At 75.3% G+C, this 16,561-nt stretch carries 14 protein-coding genes and 1 pseudogene; 11 read left to right on the forward strand and 4 right to left on the reverse strand.

The window, feature by feature from the left end; genetic code table 11:
- Positions 1-279 precede the first annotated feature (279 nt).
- The gene (locus tag ACIRVF_RS42460; protein WP_402830492.1) at positions 280-1,203 is read left to right on the forward strand and encodes a hypothetical protein; all 924 of its coding nucleotides are present in this window, start codon (positions 280-282) and stop codon (positions 1,201-1,203) included.
- 70 nt (positions 1,204-1,273) lie between these two features.
- Here the strand turns inward: ACIRVF_RS42460 and ACIRVF_RS42465 are convergent, their stop codons facing one another.
- Positions 1,274-2,644 carry a DUF1015 family protein gene (locus ACIRVF_RS42465; protein ID WP_402830464.1) on the reverse strand — a complete coding sequence of 457 codons (1,371 nt, stop codon included), beginning with the start codon at positions 2,642-2,644 and terminating at the stop codon, positions 1,274-1,276.
- Between the two features lie 92 nt (positions 2,645-2,736).
- Between ACIRVF_RS42465 and ACIRVF_RS42470 the strand changes: the two genes are divergently transcribed.
- Together ACIRVF_RS42470 and ACIRVF_RS42475 are read left to right on the forward strand one after the other, a co-directional pair.
- Positions 2,737-3,315, forward strand: a complete 579-nt coding sequence (locus ACIRVF_RS42470) for a tetratricopeptide repeat protein (protein WP_402830467.1) — start codon at positions 2,737-2,739, stop codon at positions 3,313-3,315.
- A gap of 69 nt (positions 3,316-3,384) precedes the next feature.
- Positions 3,385-4,425 (forward strand): HAD-IIA family hydrolase, encoded by a 1,041-nt coding sequence (locus ACIRVF_RS42475; RefSeq protein WP_402830470.1) that lies wholly within the window; start codon positions 3,385-3,387, stop codon positions 4,423-4,425.
- Positions 4,426-4,552: 127 nt separating this feature from the next.
- Here the strand turns inward: ACIRVF_RS42475 and ACIRVF_RS42480 are convergent, their stop codons facing one another.
- Complete coding sequence (locus ACIRVF_RS42480) at positions 4,553-4,900, reverse strand: alkyl sulfatase C-terminal domain-containing protein (RefSeq protein WP_402830472.1); 348 nt, start codon at positions 4,898-4,900, stop codon at positions 4,553-4,555.
- A 157-nt stretch (positions 4,901-5,057) separates the two neighbouring features.
- On the opposite strand from ACIRVF_RS42480, the gene ACIRVF_RS42485 reads away from it, so the two are divergent.
- The 4 genes from ACIRVF_RS42485 to ACIRVF_RS42500 all read left to right on the forward strand — a co-directional run bounded on the left by ACIRVF_RS42485 (position 5,058) and on the right by ACIRVF_RS42500 (position 7,942).
- Positions 5,058-5,909, forward strand: coding sequence for a hypothetical protein (locus ACIRVF_RS42485; RefSeq protein ID WP_402830475.1), 852 nt, complete (start codon positions 5,058-5,060; stop codon positions 5,907-5,909).
- Positions 5,893-6,099 carry a hypothetical protein gene (locus ACIRVF_RS42490; protein WP_402830477.1) on the forward strand — a complete coding sequence of 69 codons (207 nt, stop codon included), beginning with the start codon at positions 5,893-5,895 and terminating at the stop codon, positions 6,097-6,099. Before ACIRVF_RS42485 ends, ACIRVF_RS42490 begins: the two co-directional genes overlap by 17 nt.
- A gap of 36 nt (positions 6,100-6,135) precedes the next feature.
- Positions 6,136-6,942, forward strand: a complete 807-nt coding sequence (locus ACIRVF_RS42495) for a TlyA family RNA methyltransferase (protein ID WP_402830495.1) — start codon at positions 6,136-6,138, stop codon at positions 6,940-6,942.
- A 91-nt stretch (positions 6,943-7,033) separates the two neighbouring features.
- Positions 7,034-7,942: an NAD kinase gene (locus ACIRVF_RS42500; RefSeq protein ID WP_402830480.1), complete on the forward strand. Its 909-nt coding sequence runs from the start codon at positions 7,034-7,036 to the stop codon at positions 7,940-7,942.
- Positions 7,943-7,973: 31 nt separating this feature from the next.
- Here the strand turns inward: ACIRVF_RS42500 and ACIRVF_RS42505 are convergent, their stop codons facing one another.
- Positions 7,974-9,563, reverse strand: a complete 1,590-nt coding sequence (locus tag ACIRVF_RS42505) for a PLP-dependent aminotransferase family protein (RefSeq protein WP_402830483.1) — start codon at positions 9,561-9,563, stop codon at positions 7,974-7,976.
- Positions 9,564-9,859: 296 nt separating this feature from the next.
- On the opposite strand from ACIRVF_RS42505, the gene ACIRVF_RS42510 reads away from it, so the two are divergent.
- From ACIRVF_RS42510 to ACIRVF_RS42520, 3 genes are all read left to right on the forward strand, one after another.
- The gene (locus ACIRVF_RS42510) at positions 9,860-10,459 is read left to right on the forward strand and encodes a YitT family protein (protein WP_402830498.1); all 600 of its coding nucleotides are present in this window, start codon (positions 9,860-9,862) and stop codon (positions 10,457-10,459) included.
- 88 nt (positions 10,460-10,547) lie between these two features.
- The gene (recN, locus tag ACIRVF_RS42515) at positions 10,548-12,281 is read left to right on the forward strand and encodes a DNA repair protein RecN (RefSeq protein ID WP_402830501.1); all 1,734 of its coding nucleotides are present in this window, start codon (positions 10,548-10,550) and stop codon (positions 12,279-12,281) included.
- 180 nt (positions 12,282-12,461) lie between these two features.
- Positions 12,462-13,628: a glycosyltransferase family 4 protein gene (locus tag ACIRVF_RS42520; protein WP_402830486.1), complete on the forward strand. Its 1,167-nt coding sequence runs from the start codon at positions 12,462-12,464 to the stop codon at positions 13,626-13,628.
- A 7-nt stretch (positions 13,629-13,635) separates the two neighbouring features.
- Here ACIRVF_RS42520 and ACIRVF_RS42525 read toward each other — a convergent pair whose 3' ends face one another.
- The gene (locus ACIRVF_RS42525; protein ID WP_402830489.1) at positions 13,636-15,633 is read right to left on the reverse strand and encodes a glycoside hydrolase family 15 protein; all 1,998 of its coding nucleotides are present in this window, start codon (positions 15,631-15,633) and stop codon (positions 13,636-13,638) included.
- A 719-nt stretch (positions 15,634-16,352) separates the two neighbouring features.
- Here ACIRVF_RS42525 and ACIRVF_RS42530 point away from each other — a divergent pair.
- A pseudogene (locus tag ACIRVF_RS42530) lies at positions 16,353-16,561 on the forward strand (CTP synthase); the annotation flags it as partial.

A 16,561-nucleotide genomic window follows, 5' to 3' on the forward strand; every position in this document is an offset into this window, starting at 1 on the left:
CCGCAGGGTGGCGGCTTCCGTCGCGACGACCGTCCGCAGGGTGGCTTCAACCGCGACCGCGACGACCGCGGCGGCGACCGCGGCGGGTTCCGCCGCGATGACCGCGGTGGCGACCGTGGTGGGTTCCGCCGTGACGACCGCGGTGGCGACCGTGGTGGGTTCCGCCGTGACGACCGCCAGGGCGGCTTCCGTGGCGGCGACCGCCGGGACGACCGCGGCGGCGACCGTGACCGTCGGGACTACGACGACCGCCGCGGCAACTACGAGCCCGTCAGGCGCCTGCCGATCCCGGAGGACGTCACCGGCTTCGAGCTGGACGCGGACGTGCGCCAGGAGCTCAAGAGCCTGCCCAAGACCCTCGCGGACGACGTCGCCCGCAACCTGGTGATGGTGGCCCGCCTGCTCGACAGCGAGCCGGAGGAGGCCTACCAGTACTCGCGCGTCGCGCTGCGACTGGCCTCCCGCGTGGCCGCCGTCCGCGAAGCGGCCGGGTTCGCCTCGTACATGACGCAGCGGTACTCCGAGGCGCTGACCGAGTTCCGCGCCGCCCGTCGGATGACCGGCCGCGCCGACCTGTGGCCCGTCATGGCCGACTGCGAGCGCGGTCTGGGCCGTCCGGAGCGGGCGCTGGCGATGGCCGGTGAGCCCGAGGTGAAGCAGCTGGACAAGGCCGGCCAGGTCGAGATGCGCCTGGTGGCGGCCGGTGCCCGCAGCGACATGGAGCAGTTCGACGCCGCGGTCGTCACCCTGCAGAGCCCGGAGCTGGCCTCCAGCACCGTGCACTCGTGGACCGCCCGCCTGCGGTACGCCTACGCCGAGGCGCTGATCGCGGCCGGCCGTGGCGACGAGGCCCGTGACTGGTTCGCCAAGGCCGCCGAGGCCGACACCGACGGTTCGACCAACGCCTCTGAGCGCCTGGCCGAGATCGACGGCGTGGAGTTCACCGACGCGCTCGACCCGGAGCTGGCGGAGGACGACGCCGAGCAGGTCGACGCCCCGGCGAAGAAGCGCGGCGGCGACAACTCCGAGGACCGCGTGATCTTCGAGGACGAGGAGGACGTCGAGGAGTACTACGACGAGGACGACCTCGAAATCGACGAGGACTTCGACGGCGTGGTGCCCGAGCGTGCCGAGGCCGACAAGGCCCCCGAGGCCGAGAAGGCCGACAAGGACGAGGCCAAGGGCGACGACGCCCAGGCCTGAGCGCCCTGAAACGCCGTGAGGCCCTGCCGTTCCCCGGGAACGGCAGGGCCTCACGGCGTCCGGGGCCCCGTCACCCCAGCGGAAGGCTGCGAAGCACCAGTCCGGTGGCCGGCTTCGGCCCGAAGGAGGTGGACTTGCGCGGCATGGTGACGCCCTGTTCGGCCAGTCGCCGCACCACGCTCTCCCGGACCGGGTGGAGCAGGACGGCCGTCCCGCCCGCGCGGGCGGCCTCGCGCTCGGCGGCCACGGCGGTGTGCAGGTAGCCGATGTCGTCGGGGCCGTCGGGGACGTGCCAGGTGTGGTCGAGCAGGGTGGCGTGCAGCACGGTGGCGTCCAGGTGGCGCCATTCCTCGGGCCGGTCGTGCGGCACGGTCGCGTCGAGCAGGGCCTCCTCGGGCTCGCTGAGCAGCCAGAAGACTCCGTCGCCGCCGGTGAGGACGAAGCCGTTGCCGCCCTGCCGCTTCTGCTCGGCGAGCGCCTGGAGGGCGGCGGGCAGCGGGCCGGGGACCTCCTTGACCTGCCACTGGTCGCCGAGCTTCTCCAGCGCCTCGGCCACCGGCAGCCGGTACAGCACGCGGTGGATGGCCCGGACCCGCAGCGGGTAGCGGGCGGTGTCCACCAGCAGCACCATGCCGCGGTCCCACGGGCTGCGCGGCAGGTGGCGGTGCTCGCGCTGGAGCCGCAGGTACATCGCCCAGCGGTGGTGGCCGTCGGCGATCAGCGCCCGGCAGGTGGCCAGGTCGCGGCTGATCTCGCCGAGCATGGCGGGGTCGGTGACGGCCCACAGGCGGTGGTGGGTGCCGTCGCTGGTCGTGGTGGACAGCAGCGGCGCGCCCTCGACCGTCCGCTCGATGACGCCGGAGGCGCCGCCGTTGCCCCGGTAGGTGAGCAGCAGCGGTTCGAGATTGGCCCGGGTGGTGCGCATCAGCCCGACCCGGTCGGCGACCGGCCGGGGCATGACGTCCTCGTGCGGGAGGACGACGCCGACCTCGGGGCCGCTCACCGCGAGGGCGCCGATCAGACCGCGCTGGAGCAGCTCGGGCGCGTCGTCGGTGGCCGGGACCCGCTGCTCGTAGACGTAGATCGCCGGGTCCGGGTCGGCGGCGAGGACGCCCTCGCGCTGCCAGTCGGCCAGCAGCCGGGCGGCGTGCCGGTACTTGGTGTCGCGGTCGGGTCGGTCGCCGGCGTCCTCGGGCTCGGGCCGGGGCAGGATCAGCCGGACCACGTTGTGCGGGTCGGCCGTCTCCAGGTCCAGCCGGCGCCCCGGGTCGACGACGTCGTAGGGCGGGGACATCACCGCGGCCAGCGCGCCGACCCGGTCGGGGACGTAGCGCAGGCCACGGAAGGGGGACAGGGACAGGCCTGCGGTGGCGACGTGCCCGGGGTCACCGGGGCCGCCCACGGGAGTCTCGACTCCGTCTTCTGCACTGGGTGTGCTCATTCTGGGCATCGTAACCGGGTACGCGTTGTTGAGAGATCCGAATGCCCGTGCCGAACGGTCGGGCGGGTGTACGACCGAGGGCGAGGTACGGCATGGAGGACGGGCAGGAACGGCCGGACGGCGGCGGGCCGGGCGAGCAGCCGCCGACGGGGGGCGTCCCGGCCCAGGGGCGGCCCGGGGAGCCCGCGGGGGACGTCTACGACTGGTTCCGCCGGGGCGCGAAGCTGCTGGCCCAGGGCCACCCGGCGGCGGCCGAGCAGCTGCTGGCCCGGGCGGCGGAGGCCGAACCGCACTCGCGCAGCATCCGGGAGGCGCTGGCCCGGGCGCAGTTCGACGCCGGTTCGTACGCGGCGGCGCTGGAGAACTTCCGGGCCGTGGCGCTGGCCGATCCGTCGGACGACTACGCTCAGTTCGGGTGGGGCGTCGCGGCGGCCCGGCTGGGTGACTTCGAGACCTCGGCCGAGCACCTGGCGCTGGCCGTGGCCATGCGCCCGGAGACCGACCACTACCGGTCGGCGCTGCGGCAGACCAGGGCGACGCTGGCGGCCCGCGCCGGGGCGTTCGGCCCGCTGCTGCCCGGCGCACCCGGGTACCGGGAGGACCAGGGCCGGGAGCCGAGCCTGCCGCGGCAGGCCGGGGGAGAGCCCGAGGGCGTCGACGACGACGTCTGACCGGGCGGGAGTGACGAGCAGACGGACCGCAGCGCACCACGACGCTGCGGTGGACGAGATTGGGCAGGCATGACCGAGACGGCCACCACCGCACGACGGACCGCCCCCGGCGGCAGCGACCGCCCGCTGACCGAGGCGTACGACACGGCGCTGCTGGACCTGGACGGCGTGGTCTACGCCGGCCCGGACGCGATCGAGCACGCGGTGGACTCGCTGGAGGCCGCCCGTACCGCCGGGATGCGGCTCGCGTACGTGACCAACAACGCCTCCCGCCCGCCGCGGGTGGTCGCCGAGCACCTGACCGAGCTGGGCGTGCCCGCCGAGCCGGCCGACGTCATCAATTCGGCCCAGGCGGCCGCCCGGGTGGTCGCCGAGAAGGTGCCCGCCGGGGCGAAGGTGCTGGTGGTGGGCGGTCCGGGGCTGGAGGAGGCGCTGGCCGAACGCGGGCTGGTGGCGGTCCGCTCGATGGCGGAGGAGCCGCTCGCGGTGGTCCAGGGCTTCGACCCGTCGGTGGGCTGGCCGCAGCTGGCCGAGGCGGCGTACGCGGTGCGCGCCGGGCTGCCGTGGGTCGCCTCGAACACCGACATGACGGTGCCGACCGCGCGCGGCATCGCGCCCGGCAACGGGACGCTGGTGGCGGCGGTGCGGGCGGCGGTCGGGGTGGAGCCGGAGGTGGCGGGCAAGCCGCTGCCGCCGATGCACCGGGAGACCGTGCTGCGGACCGGCGCCCGGCGTCCGCTGGTGGTCGGTGACCGGTTGGACACGGACATCGAGGGCGCGTTCAACGGCGGGGTGGACAGCCTGTTGGTGTTCACCGGCGTCACCACCCCGGCGCAGCTGCTGGGGGCCCCGGTCGAGCACCGGCCGACGTACCTGGCGGCGGACCTGCGCGGGCTGCTGGTCCCGCAGCCGGCGGTGACGGCGGCGGACGGCGGGTTCTCCTGCGGCGGGTGGACCGCTACGGCGGAGGGCGGCGAGCTGCGGCTGGCCGGCTCCGGGGACCGCTGGGACGGCCTGCGGGCACTGTGCGCGGCGGCCTGGACGGCGCTGGACGCGGCGGACGGCGGGCCGGTGGACGGGCGGAAGGCGCTGGCCGAGCTCGGCTTCTGACCGTTCGGCGGCCGGTCCGGGCCGGCCGGGGGCCTCGGTGCTGGGCCGCAGCGCGGGGCCTCGGTGCGCGGCTGCCGCGCGGGGGCCTCGGTGCGGGGCCTCGGCGCGGGGCCGCAGGGCGGGGGCCTCAGAGCAGGGTGCGCAGCCGCAGCAGGTCGCGCAGGCCGGCCTCCAGCTTGATCCGGCCGCTCGCCCAGGCGGCGGCGAAGTTGAGGTCGCCGCCGACCAGCGCGACCAGGTCGTCGCTGGCCATGGTGAGCCGGATGGCGGCCTTCTCGGTGGGCCGCCCGGGTGTGGTGACGACGTCCTGGATCCGGCCGTCGCGCAGCTGGCCGGTGAAGGTCAGGTCGAGGTCGGTGATCCGGCAGCTGAGCGAGCGGTCGAGGGCGGCGGCCTTGCGGACGTCGCCGGTGGAGTTCGACATGTTCCGGCTGAGCTGTTCCAGTGCTTCCCGGCACTCCTCGGCGTTCGCCATGGCGGTCGCTCCATCCCCAGGTCGCTGCGGTGCGGACTGCCGGGCCACGGTACCTCAGGAGGGTTTTGGCGGTAGCGTCGTCAGTGGGGTGCCCGGAAACGCCCGGGCGCCGAGGGCGACGGAGCGAGGCGCGCGCAGGCGCGGAGGAGGCACCCGGATGCTGCCGAGGACGGTGCGGGGAGCGGTGGCGGCCGCCGCCGTGGTGGTGGAGGAGGTCGGTAAGCGGGTCGCCGACACGGCGGCCGCGGTCCTGGAGAAGACCGGCGTCGACGTCTCCGAGGTCGAGCGGAAGCTGGGCGGGCAGTTCCCGCCGTCGGCGAAGACGCTGCAGACCCTGGCGGAGGAGGCGGTCACCGCGGGGCGGGCCGGGGTGGACCTGGCCGTCGGGGTGGCGCGCAGCGAGGTGGAGAAGGCCTTCGAGAAGGTCGGCGACCAGGTGACCAAGGTCGGCGTGGTGCTGGCGTACCTGGAGAGCAAGCTGCGCGAGGTCGAGGAGGAGCCGGCCGCGACGAAGCCGAAGCCGGCGCCGGACCGGTACGCGGCGCCGCGCCAGGAGGACGGGCCGACGCCCGCGCCCCGCGCGGACGACCTGTTCGGGCGCGGCTGGGAGTTCGAGGACGAGCCGGTGGCGACGGAGCCGGTGGTGGCCGAGCGGGTGGAGGTGGACGAGCCGGTCGAGGTCGATCCGCCGTTGTCGCCGAAGACGGAGGCGGCCCTGCGGGAGGCCGTCGCCGAGGCGGCCGAGGACCCCGCCGCCGGGAAGATGGGGGCGCCCGCCACTGGGACGGAGGAAGGGCCCGTCGCGAAGAAGGCGCCCGCGAAGAAGGCGGCCGCGAAGAAGGCGGCCGTCGCGAAGAAGGCGGCCGTCAGGAAGAGTGCCGCCGAGCGGCGGAAGCAGCCGGGTCGGAACGGCGCCGAACCCAAGGCGGCGGCCAAGCGCACGGCGACGAGGAAGTCCACGGTCCGCAAGGCCACCAGCGCGAAGAAGCCCGATGACCGGGACGAGTGAGGGCGGCGGCCCGGTGGACACGGCCGGGCCGCTCGGCGTCGAACTGCTGCCCACCGGGCATCCCGGGGTGGACGCCGGGCTGGCCCGGCTGGAGGCTCTGGACGGGGTCCCGGCCGAGGCGCACGTCGCGGTGTACGAAGATGTTCACCAGCGGCTCGCCGACACGCTGGCCGCGCTCGACCGGGATTGATCCGCAGGACTCGTAGGAGCTGAAGCACCAGTGGCAGTGGCACGACGCCGACTCGACGCGGAACTGGTCCGCCGCAAGCTGGCCCGATCGCGTGAGCACGCGTCCGAGCTGATCGCGGCCGGCCGGGTGACCGTCGGCGGCACCACCGCGACCAAGCCGGCCACCCAGGTGGAGACCTCGGCGGCGGTCGTGGTGGCCAAGGACGAGAACGACCCCGACTACGTCTCGCGCGGCGGGCACAAGCTCGCCGGGGCGTTCGCGGCCTTCGTGCCGCAGGGCCTGGTGGTCGAGGGCCGCCGGGCGCTGGACGCCGGTGCCTCCACCGGCGGGTTCACCGATGTGCTGCTGCGGGCCGGGGCCGCCCACGTGCTGGCGGTGGACGTCGGCTACGGGCAGCTCGCCTGGTCGCTGCAGAGCGACGAGCGGGTGACGGTGATGGACCGGACCAACGTCCGCGAACTGACGCCGGAGATGATCGGCGGCACCCCCGTCGACCTGGTGGTCGGCGACCTGTCCTTCATCTCGCTGGGGCTGGTGCTGCCGGCGCTGGCCGGCTGCGCGGCCGAGGACGCGGACCTGGTGCTGATGGTCAAGCCGCAGTTCGAGATCGGCAAGGAGCGGCTCGGCAGCGGCGGGGTGGTGCGCAGCCCTCAGCTGCGCGCCGAGATGGTGCGCCAGGTGGCCGGGCAGGCGTGGGAGCTGGGGCTGGGCGTGCGCGCGGTCACCGCGAGCCCCCTGCCGGGGCCGTCGGGGAACGTCGAGTACTTCCTCTGGATGCGCCGGGACGCCCCGCGGCTGGACCCCGCGGAGGCGGACCGGGCCGTGGCGGAAGGGCCCCGGTAGGGTGCTCTGCGAGCGTCCGGCCCGTCATGCTGTATGGCGCGGCCGCACCGGGCCGAGGTCGACCCGGCAGGCGTAGGGAGAGGGCAGCGGCATGAGCGATGAAGAACGTACGGTCTTCCTGATCGCGCACACCGGCCGGGAGGCGGCGCTGCGCAGCGTCGAGGCTCTGGTGCACGGGCTGCTGAAGGCGGGGCTCCGGATCAGGCTGCTGGAGGCCGAGGCAGTGGACCTCGACCTGCCGGAGGGGGTCGAGAAGGTCGCCGAGGGACCGGGCGCGGCGGACGGCTGCGAGCTGATCCTGGTCGCCGGCGGCGACGGGACGCTGCTGCGCGGCGCGGAGTTGGCGCGCTCGCACGGGCTGCCGATGCTGGGCATCAACCTCGGCCGGGTCGGCTTCCTGGCCGAGGCCGAGCGGGACGACCTCGCCGTGGTGGTCGAGCGGGTGGTCGACGCCGACTACGAGGTCGAGGAGCGGATGACGCTCGACGTCATCGTCCGGACCAACGGCGATGTGGTGCACCAGGACTGGGCGTTGAACGAGGCGTCGATCGAGAAGGCGTCCCGGGAACGGATGTTGGAGGTGGTGACCGAGGTGGACGGCCGCCCGGTCTCCAACTTCGGCTGCGACGGGGTGGTCTGCGCGACGCCGACCGGCTCGACCGCGTACGCGTTCTCGGGCGGCGGGCCGGTGGTGTGGCCGGAGGTGGAGGCGCTGCTGATGGTGCCGATCTCCGCGCACGCGCTGTTCGCCCGGCCGCTGGTGACCTCGCCGGACTCGGTGCTGGCCGTCGAGGTGCAGCCGAAGACCCCGCACGGGGTGCTCTGGTGCGACGGGCGGCGTTCGGTCGAACTGCCCGCCGGGGCACGGGTGGAGGTGCGCCGGGGGCGGACGCCGGTGCGGCTGGCCCGGCTGCACCGGGCGCCGTTCACCGACCGGCTGGTGGCCAAGTTCGCGCTCCCGGTGACGGGTTGGCGCGGGCGGTCGAACCAGCCCTGCTGACAGCCGCTCAGGCGCTCGGACCGCCGGGCCGTCAGACCGCCAGGGCCTGGCCCTCGTCGGCCGGGCCGTAGCGGCCGCCCGCCGTCGCGCGGGCGGCCACCGCGGCCAGCCGTTCGACGGCGGCGGGGACGGCCGCGGCGGGCACGGTGAGCGGGAGCCGGATGTGGTGCTCGAAGGCGCCGTCCGAGCCGAACCGGTTGCCGGCCGCGATCCGGACCCCGGCGGGCTCCCCGGCCTGGGCCAGCGCCGCGCCGGACAGGCCGCCGGTGGAGACCCAGAGCGAGAGGCCGCCGGGCGGGAGCGGGGAGCCCCAGTCCGGCAGCTGCTCGGACAGCGCGGCGGCGAAGGCGTGGGCGGTGGCCCGCAGCCGGTCCAACTGGTGGGCGCGGACGTCCCGGAGCGGCTCGCCCAGCAGCTCGGCGGCGATCAGCTGGTCGAGCACCGGGGTGCCGACGTCGCTGTAGACCCGTTCGGTGGCCAGCCGCCGGACGAGCGCGGGCGCGGCCCGGACCCAGCCGATCCGGAGCCCGCCCCAGAGCAGCTTGCCGGCCGAGCCGACGGTGACCACCTGGGCGGAGCGGTCCAGCGCCGCCATCGGGCGCGGCAGCGGCGTGGACTCCGGGACGCCCCAGCCGAGTTCGGCGGTGGTCTCGTCCACCAGCACGATGCTCCCGGCGGCCCGGGCGGCGGCCAGCAGCCGGCGGCGCTGCTCCTCGTCGATCAGCGTGCCGGTCGGGTTGTGGAAGTCCGGGATGACGTACGCGACCCTGGGAGCGGCCCCGCGCAGGACCCGCTGCCACTCCTCCAGGTCCCAATGGGACTGTGATCCGCCCGCCGGCCTCCGGACGCTCGGACCCGGGGCCGGGGCCGGGGCCGGGGCCGGGGTTCGTCGCTCCGGCGCGCCCTTCGGCTCGGGGCCGGAGGCGTAGGGGACCGGCACCAGGCGGGCTCCGGTGAGGCGCAGGGCCTGGAGGGTGTGGGCGTAACTGGGGGCCTCGACGGCGACCCGGTCGCCGCGGCCGACCAGCACCCGCTGGACCAGGTGCAGGCCGCCCATCGCGCCGGTGGTGACCAGGATCTGGTCGGGGGTGGTGGGCAGCCCGCGCTCGGTGTAGCGGCGGGCGACGGCCTCGCGCAGCACCGGGACGCCGGTGGGGTAGTGGCCGTGCCCGGCGGCGTAGTGCGGCAGCAGTTCGACGGCCAGGGCGGCGGCCCGGCCGAACCAGGGCTGCGGGGCGGGCAGGGCGGCGACGCCGAGGTCCAGGATCCGGCCCTGTTCGTCCGGCGGGACGGGGTGCAGGGCGTCGCTGGGCGGCGGGGCGCCCTCGGGCAGGGAGGTCCAGCTGCCGGCGCCGCGGCGGCTGTGCAGGTAGCCGTCGCCGCGCAGGGTCTCGTAGGCGGTGGCGACGGTGGTGCGGCTGAGGTCCAGTGCGGAGGCGAGCTCGCGTTCGGCGGGCAGCCGGGCGCCGACCGGCAGCCGGCCCTCGGTGACCAGCAGCCGGATCTGCCCGGCGAGGGTGCGGTAGGCGGGGCGGCGCGCGGTGGCCGGCTCGGGGAGCCGGGCGGTGGCGAGCAGCCTCGCCAGTGCGGGCGGGGTGACGGTGGTGTGCCAGTCGGCCATCGCGCATCAGTCCACTTGCTCTGGATTGGCCCTGTCGTGGGCGGTATTGGCCCGCTCATCATGGCACCGCGGCCGTCGAGCCGCCACCACCGGGGCCACCCCCCGGGGTGCGGCACCATCCGCAGGGAGCACCGTTGGCCACCACGACCACCCCGACGTCCACGACCCCGACGTCCACGACCGCCGTGACTGCCACGACCGCCGTGACTGCCACGTCCGCCGCGACGTCCACGACCGCCGCCCGACCGGCCGCCCGGGCGGGTCTCGCCGTCAAGGTCCTCGGCGACACCCACGCGCTGGGCCGGCGCCTCCCGCAGCTGGCCGTCGGCCTCACCCTGTACGGGGTCAGCATGGCGCTGATGCTCCGCTCCGGTCTGGGCCTCGACCCCTGGGACGTCTTCCACCAGGGCCTGCAGCGGGTGCTCGGACTCACCGTGGGCGCCTGGGTCACGATCTGCGGCGCCCTCGTCCTGCTGCTGTGGATCCCGCTGCGCCAGCTCCCGGGGGTGGGCACCGTCGCCAACGTGCTGATGATCGGCGCGGCGATGGACCTCACCCTGGGACTGGTCGGCGGCCCGCACGGCCTGCCCGCCCGGGTGGCGCTGATGGCCGCCGCGGTGGTGCTCAACGGCGTCGCCTCGGGCCTCTACATCGGCGCGCGTCTGGGCCCCGGCCCGCGCGACGGCCTGATGACGGGCCTGCACCGGCGCACCGGGCGATCGCTGCGGCTGATCCGCACCGGCATCGAGCTGACCGTACTGGCCGCCGGACTGCTCCTCGGTGGCACCGCCGGCGTCGGCACGGTCGTGTACGCGCTGCTGATAGGCCCGCTGGTGCAGCTCTTCCTGCCGTGGTGCACGGTGCCCACCGCCGCCCAAAACTCCCGGAACGGGTGAACCCGGCGGCATCGAGTTGCCGCGCGCCGTTGCCGCTCGTCGCGCTCCGGGGGCGGAACCTCGTAAGGTCGTCTCCGTGTTGGACGAGATGCGGATACGGGATCTTGGGGTCATCGACGACGCGGTGGTCGAGCTGGCCCCCGGCTTCACCGCCGTGACCGGTGAGACCGGCGCCGGCAAGACCATGGTCGTGACCAGCCTCGGCCTGCTGCTCGGCGGACGCGCCGACCCGGGCCTGGTGCGGCACGGCGCCGGACGCGCCGTGGTGGAGGGCCGGCTGGAACTGCCGGCCGACTCCCCGGTGGCGGCGCGCGCCGTCGAGGCCGGGGCCGAGCTGGACGACGGCGCCCTGCTGGTCAGCCGCACCGTCTCCGCCGAGGGGCGCTCCCGGGCGTACGTCGGCGGGCGGGCCGTGCCGGTCGGGCTGCTCACCGAGCTCGGCGAGGACCTGATCGCCGTGCACGGCCAGACCGACCAGCAGCGGCTGCTGCGCCCGGCTCGCCAGCGCGGCGCGCTGGACCGCTACGCGGGCGAGTCGGTGGCCGAGCCGCTGGCCCGCTACCGGGAGACCTACCGCGCCCTGCGCGAGGTCTCGGCCACCCTGGAGGAGCTGACCACCCGGGCCCGCGAGCGCGCCCAGGAGGCCGACCTGCTCCGCTTCGGCCTGGACGAGATCGCCGCCGCCGAGCCGGTGGCCGGAGAGGACGTCGAGCTGGCCGCCGAGGCCGAGCGGCTCGGCCACGCCGACGCGCTGTCCTCCGCGGCGACCCTCGCCCACGCCGCCCTGGCCGGCGACCCGGCCGACCCGGAGGCGCTGGACGCGGGCACCCTGCTCGCCCAGTCCCGGCGCGCCCTGGACGCGGTGCGCCACCACGACGAGCGCCTCGCCGCCCTGGCCGACCGGCTGAACGAGGTCGGCTACCTGCTGGCCGACGTCGCCGGGGACCTGGCCGGCTACGCCGCCGACCTGGACGCCGACCCGGTGCGGCTGGCCGCGGTCGAGGACCGCCGGGCCGTGCTGGCCCACCTGCTGCGCAAGTACGGCGGCGAGGAGAACAGCCTCGCCGAGGTGATCGCCTGGGCGGAGGACGGCTCCGCCCGGCTCGCCGAACTCGACGGCGACGACGAGCGGATCGACCAGCTCGGCGCCCAGGAGACCCAGCTGCGGGCCGAGTTGGCCGAGCTGGCGGCCGAGGTGTCGGCCGCCCGGCAGGCCGCCGCCGGGCGCTTCGCCGAGGCCGTCTCCGCCGAACTCGCCGAACTGGCCATGCCGCACGCCCGGGTCACCTTCTCGATCACCCGGCTCGACGACCTGGCCGGGATCGAGGTGGACGGCCGCAGCGTCGCGTACGGACCGCACGGCGTGGACGAGGTCGAGGTGCTGCTCGCCCCGCACCCCGGCGCCCAGCCGCGCCCGATCGCCAAGGGCGCCTCGGGCGGTGAGCTGTCCCGGGTGATGCTCGCCGTCGAGGTGGTCTTCGCGGGCGCCGACCCTGTTCCCACCTATCTGTTCGACGAGGTGGACGCGGGAGTCGGCGGCAAGGCCGCGGTCGAGATCGGCCGCCGGCTGGCCAAACTGGCCGAAACCGCCCAGGTCGTGGTGGTCACCCACCTGCCGCAGGTGGCCGCGTTCGCGGACCGGCACCTGGTGGTGGAGAAGACCAACGACGGCACCGTGACCCGCTCCGGCGTCAAGGTGCTGAACGACGAGGAGCGGGTGCGCGAACTCTCCCGGATGCTGGCCGGCCTGGAGGACTCGGAGCTGGGCCGCGCCCACGCCGAGGAGCTGCTGGCCGCCGCCCGGGCCCCCCGCCACCGGTAGTCCCGGGCGGCGGCCCCCACCGCAGGACGACGGCGCGCCCCCCGTGGTGCCGACTGTCCAAGAGGGCCGCCGACCTGGCATGGTGGCGGCTGGACACTGGCTTTCCAGTCCCGAGCGCCGCCCGGCGGGCAACCCTCGCGAAGCGGCGCGCGAACCTGATCGAGTCGGATGCGAGACGACGTGGACCATTCCGCTGCCCGGGCCACCGCGGCCGCCCCGGAACCGGGGCAGCTGCACGTGGTACTCGTCCTGGCCGCCAGCACCGGCGGCATCGGTGCGCACGTGCGCTCCCTGGCCCAGGGCCTGGTCGCGCACGGGGTGATCGTGACGGTCTGCGCACCGGCCGGTACGGACGCGCTGTTCGGCTTCTCCCGCACGGGCGCGCGGTTCCACACGGTCGACATCACCCCCACCGCGGGCGCCCGCAGCGACGCCACCGCGATCGGCGAGCTGCGCCGGGCCTTCACCGGCGCCGACGTGGTGCACGCCCACGGGCTGCGCGCCGGGCTGCTGTCCGACCTCGCGCTGCGCACCGCCGGCCGCTTCCCGGGCCTGCGCCCGGAGACCCCGCTGGTGGTCACCTCGCACCACGCGCTGCTGGCCACCGGCATGGAGCGGCGCCTGCAGCGGCTGATGGAGCGCCGGGTGGCCCGCGCCGCCGACCTGGTCCTCGGCGCCTCCTCCGACCTGGTCGCCCGGGCCCGCGAACTGGGCGCCACCGACGCCCGGCTGGGCCCGGTCGCCGCCCCGCCGACGCCCGAGGGCCGGATCGGCCGGGCCGAGGCGCGGGCCGCGCTGCTCGGCGACGGCCCGGACCGCCCGCTGGTGCTGGCGGTCGGCCGGCTCGTCCCGCAGAAGGCCTTCGGACTGCTGCTGGACGCCACCGGCGAGCTGGCCGCGCTGGACCCGGAGCCGCTGCTGCTCGTCGCGGGGGACGGCCCGGAGGCCGGCCCGCTGCGCGAGCGGGTGGCCGCCGAGAAGCTGCCGGTGCGGCTGCTCGGCTACCGCACCGACGTGCCCGACCTGCTGGCCGCCGCCGACGTGGTGGTGGTCTCCAGCCGCTGGGAGGCCCGTTCGCTGGTGGTCCAGGAGGCGATGCTGGCCGGTGTGCCGGTGGTCGCCACCGCCGTCGGCGGCATCCCCGAACTGGTCGGCGACGCCGCCGTGCTGGTACCACCGGGCGATCCGGCGGCGCTCGGCCGGGCGGTGCGCGAGCTGCTGGCCGACCCGGCCCGCCGCGAGCAGCTGGTGGCGGCCGGCCGGCAGCAGGCCGAGACCTGGCCGGACGAGGCCGCCACCGTCGCCCAGGTGCTCAGCACCTACGACGAGTTGGTTCAGCGCGCCTGAGGCGGTTCTAGACCGTGGCCTGCTCGACCCGGTCGGCGGCCGGGCCGTCCGGCTGGGCCGACAGGTAGGCGGCGCCGCACGCGGTCAGCCGTAGGGCGGTGTCGATCAGCGGGACGTGGCTGAAGGCCTGCGGGAAGTTGCCGACCTGGCGCTTGAGCCGCGGGTCCCACTCCTCGGCGAGCAGCCCGAGGTCGTTGCGCAGCGACAGCAGCCGGTCGAACAGCTCGCGGGCCTCCTGCACCCGGCCGATCATGGCGAGGTCGTCGGCCAGCCAGAACGAGCAGGCCAGGAAGGCGCCCTCGTGGCCGGACAGCCCGTCCACGTTGTTGCCCGACTCGTCGTGGGTCGGGTAGCGCAGCACGAAGCCGTCCTCGGTGGACAGTTCGCGCTGGATCGCCTCGATGGTGCCGATCACCCGCTTGTCGTCCGGCGGCAGGAAGCCCACCTGGGGGATCAGCAGCAGCGAGGCGTCCAGCTCCTGGCCGCCGTAGTACTGGGTGAAGGTGTTGCGCTCCGGGTCGTAGCCCTTCTCGCAGACGTCCCGGTGGATGGTGTCCCGCAGCTCGCGCCAGCGCTCCAGGTGGCCGTCAGCGGGGGCGTCCTCGGGGGTCTGCTCCAGCAGCTTGATGGTGCGGTCGACGGCGACCCAGGCCATCACCTTGGAGTGGACGAAGTGCCGGCGCGGTCCGCGGACCTCCCAGATGCCCTCGTCCGGGTTCTGCCAGTGGTCCTCCAGGTACTCGATCAGGCGCAGCTGGAGGTGGTGGGCGTGGTCGTTGCGGACCAGGCCGGTCATGTGGGCCAGGTGCAGGGCCTCCACCACCTCGCCGTAGACGTCGAGCTGGAGCTGTCCGGCGGCGCCGTTGCCGACCCGGACGGGCTGGGAGCCCTCGTAGCCGGGCAGCCAGTCGAGGGAGGTCTCGTTGAGCTCGCGCTCGCCGGCGATGCCGTACATGATCTGCAGGTTCTCCGGGTCCCCGGCGACGGCCCGCAGCAGCCACTCGCGCCAGGCCTTGGCCTCCTCGCGGTAGCCGGTGCGCAGTAGCGAGGAGAGGGTGATCGCGGCGTCGCGCAGCCAGGTGTAGCGGTAGTCCCAGTTGCGCTCGCCGCCGATGTCCTCCGGCAGGGAGGTGGTGGGGGCGGCGACGATGCCGCCGGTGGGGGCGTAGGTGAGGCCCTTGAGGGTGATCAGCGAGCGGATCACGGCCTCGCGGTAGGGGCCCTGGTAGGTGCACTGGTCGGCCCAGTCGTGCCAGAAGTCGGCGGTGGCGTCGAGCATGGCCTCGGCGTCCGGGACGGCCGGGGCCTCCAGGTGGGAGGCCTGCCAGGTGAGGGCGAAGGCGATCCGCTCACCGGCCCGGACGGTGAAGTCGGCGTAGGTGGTGAGGTTGCGGCCGTAGGTATCGGCCTCGCCGTCCAGCCAGACCGAGTCCGGGCCGGCCATGGCGACGGTGCGGTGGCCGCCCTCGGCCTGCTCCACCCGGTGCACCCAGGGGACGATCCGGCCGTACGAGAAGCGCATCCGCAGCGCCGAGCGCATCCGGACGGCGCCGGCGACGCCCTCGACGATCCGGATCACCTGGGGGACGGCGTCCCGGCCGGCCAGCGGGCGGGGCGGCATGAAGTCGATCACCCGGACGGTGCCGCCCTGGGTGTCCCACTCCTGCTCCAGGATCAGCGAGTCGCCCCGGTAGCGGCGCCGGTCGGCGGGCAGGGCGGGGGCGGCGGCGGTGGGCGGGGGCACGCGCAGGTCGCCGGGGGTGGCGATGCGGATCCGGCCGGCGGTGGTGAGGGCCGTGGCGGCCGGGGCGGGGAGCTCGGTCACGACGGCCTCGGCCGGCCCGATCCGCCAGAAGCCGTGTTCATCGGTGCCGAGCAGGCCGGCGAACACGGCCGGCGAGTCGAAGCGGGGAAGGCACAGCCAGTCCACCGCCCCGTCCCTGCTGACCAGGGCAGCGGTCTGCATGTCCCCGATGAGTGCGTAGTCCTCGATACGGCCGGCCACGTGGATCTCCAGTTCGCAATGTGGTCAGGGCATCGGCGAACGGGGGAGCGAGCGGTCTGCGGGGCCGGAGGTTCACCCCGGGACGTCCGGTCCGCCGGGGGGTGGTGGCGGGCCTTGCTGGAGTGTCCGCGCGGGGCTCGGTCGAGCCCCTGAGGGTGGGTGGGGAGGAGCTGGATTACGAGGAGGTCCGGTCGCGCATCGGGGACCGGGAGTGTCCTGACGCTCCCACGCCCTCCGCGTGCTCGTGCTGTCGCGATGCGTCCGTGCAGCTTACGACGGACGAAAGGGGCGAAGCACGCGGGCGCAGCCTCGTGTGGCGCCGCAATTCGGCGGAAATGCCGTGCATCGCGGAGGCGCGGCGCAGGATGGTCCGGAAGGATCAGCTCCGGGTGGCCGTAACGGAGGGGCCGCAATGGCCCGGACGGTGCGCTCCGGCTGGCCCGGTCCGGCGGGTGGTGCGACCGGTGTGACTCGTGCGGCGCATGATGCGCCGGTGGTGCGCCCGGCGTACGCTCCCGGAGTGCCGCGCGCGGGCCGAAGGGCGTCCCGGTCGGGGCACTGATACCCTGGTATCCCGTGGACCGGCGGGATCAAACGCCCCGGACCAGCCGAACCGACGACCCTACGAGCGCCGAGCACTCGCCGGCCTCCCGTCGCCCGGCGAGCCGCGAGCCTCCCGCCCACGTCACCTTCGACACGCGACCCACGGGAGCCCCCTCTTGGCACAGCCCCATTCCGGCAAGGCAGCGAACGGCCGCGCCGTGACGACCAAGCACCTCTTCGTCACCGGGGGTGTCGCCTCTTCGCTCGGTAAGGGGCTGACGGCCTCCAGCCTCGGCGCGCTTCTGAAGGCCCGTGGCCTGCGCGTGACGATGCAGAAGCTGGACCCGTACCTCAATGTGGACCCGGGCACGATGAACCCGTTCCA

Origin of the sequence: Kitasatospora sp. NPDC101157 (assembly GCF_044768255.1) — a bacterium.
Classification (GTDB): Bacteria; Actinomycetota; Actinomycetes; order Streptomycetales; family Streptomycetaceae; genus Kitasatospora.

Coding starts and splice junctions, on each gene's coding strand:
- ACIRVF_RS42465 (WP_402830464.1), bottom strand. CDS start 2,644: ATGAGCACACCCAGTGCAGAAGACGGAGTCGAGACTCCCGTGGGCGGC.
- ACIRVF_RS42470 (WP_402830467.1), top strand. CDS start 2,737: ATGGAGGACGGGCAGGAACGGCCGGACGGCGGCGGGCCGGGCGAGCAG.
- ACIRVF_RS42475 (WP_402830470.1), top strand. CDS start 3,385: ATGACCGAGACGGCCACCACCGCACGACGGACCGCCCCCGGCGGCAGC.
- ACIRVF_RS42480 (WP_402830472.1), bottom strand. CDS start 4,900: ATGGCGAACGCCGAGGAGTGCCGGGAAGCACTGGAACAGCTCAGCCGG.
- ACIRVF_RS42485 (WP_402830475.1), top strand. CDS start 5,058: ATGCTGCCGAGGACGGTGCGGGGAGCGGTGGCGGCCGCCGCCGTGGTG.
- ACIRVF_RS42490 (WP_402830477.1), top strand. CDS start 5,893: ATGACCGGGACGAGTGAGGGCGGCGGCCCGGTGGACACGGCCGGGCCG.
- ACIRVF_RS42500 (WP_402830480.1), top strand. CDS start 7,034: ATGAGCGATGAAGAACGTACGGTCTTCCTGATCGCGCACACCGGCCGG.
- ACIRVF_RS42505 (WP_402830483.1), bottom strand. CDS start 9,563: ATGGCCGACTGGCACACCACCGTCACCCCGCCCGCACTGGCGAGGCTG.
- recN (WP_402830501.1), top strand. CDS start 10,548: ATGCGGATACGGGATCTTGGGGTCATCGACGACGCGGTGGTCGAGCTG.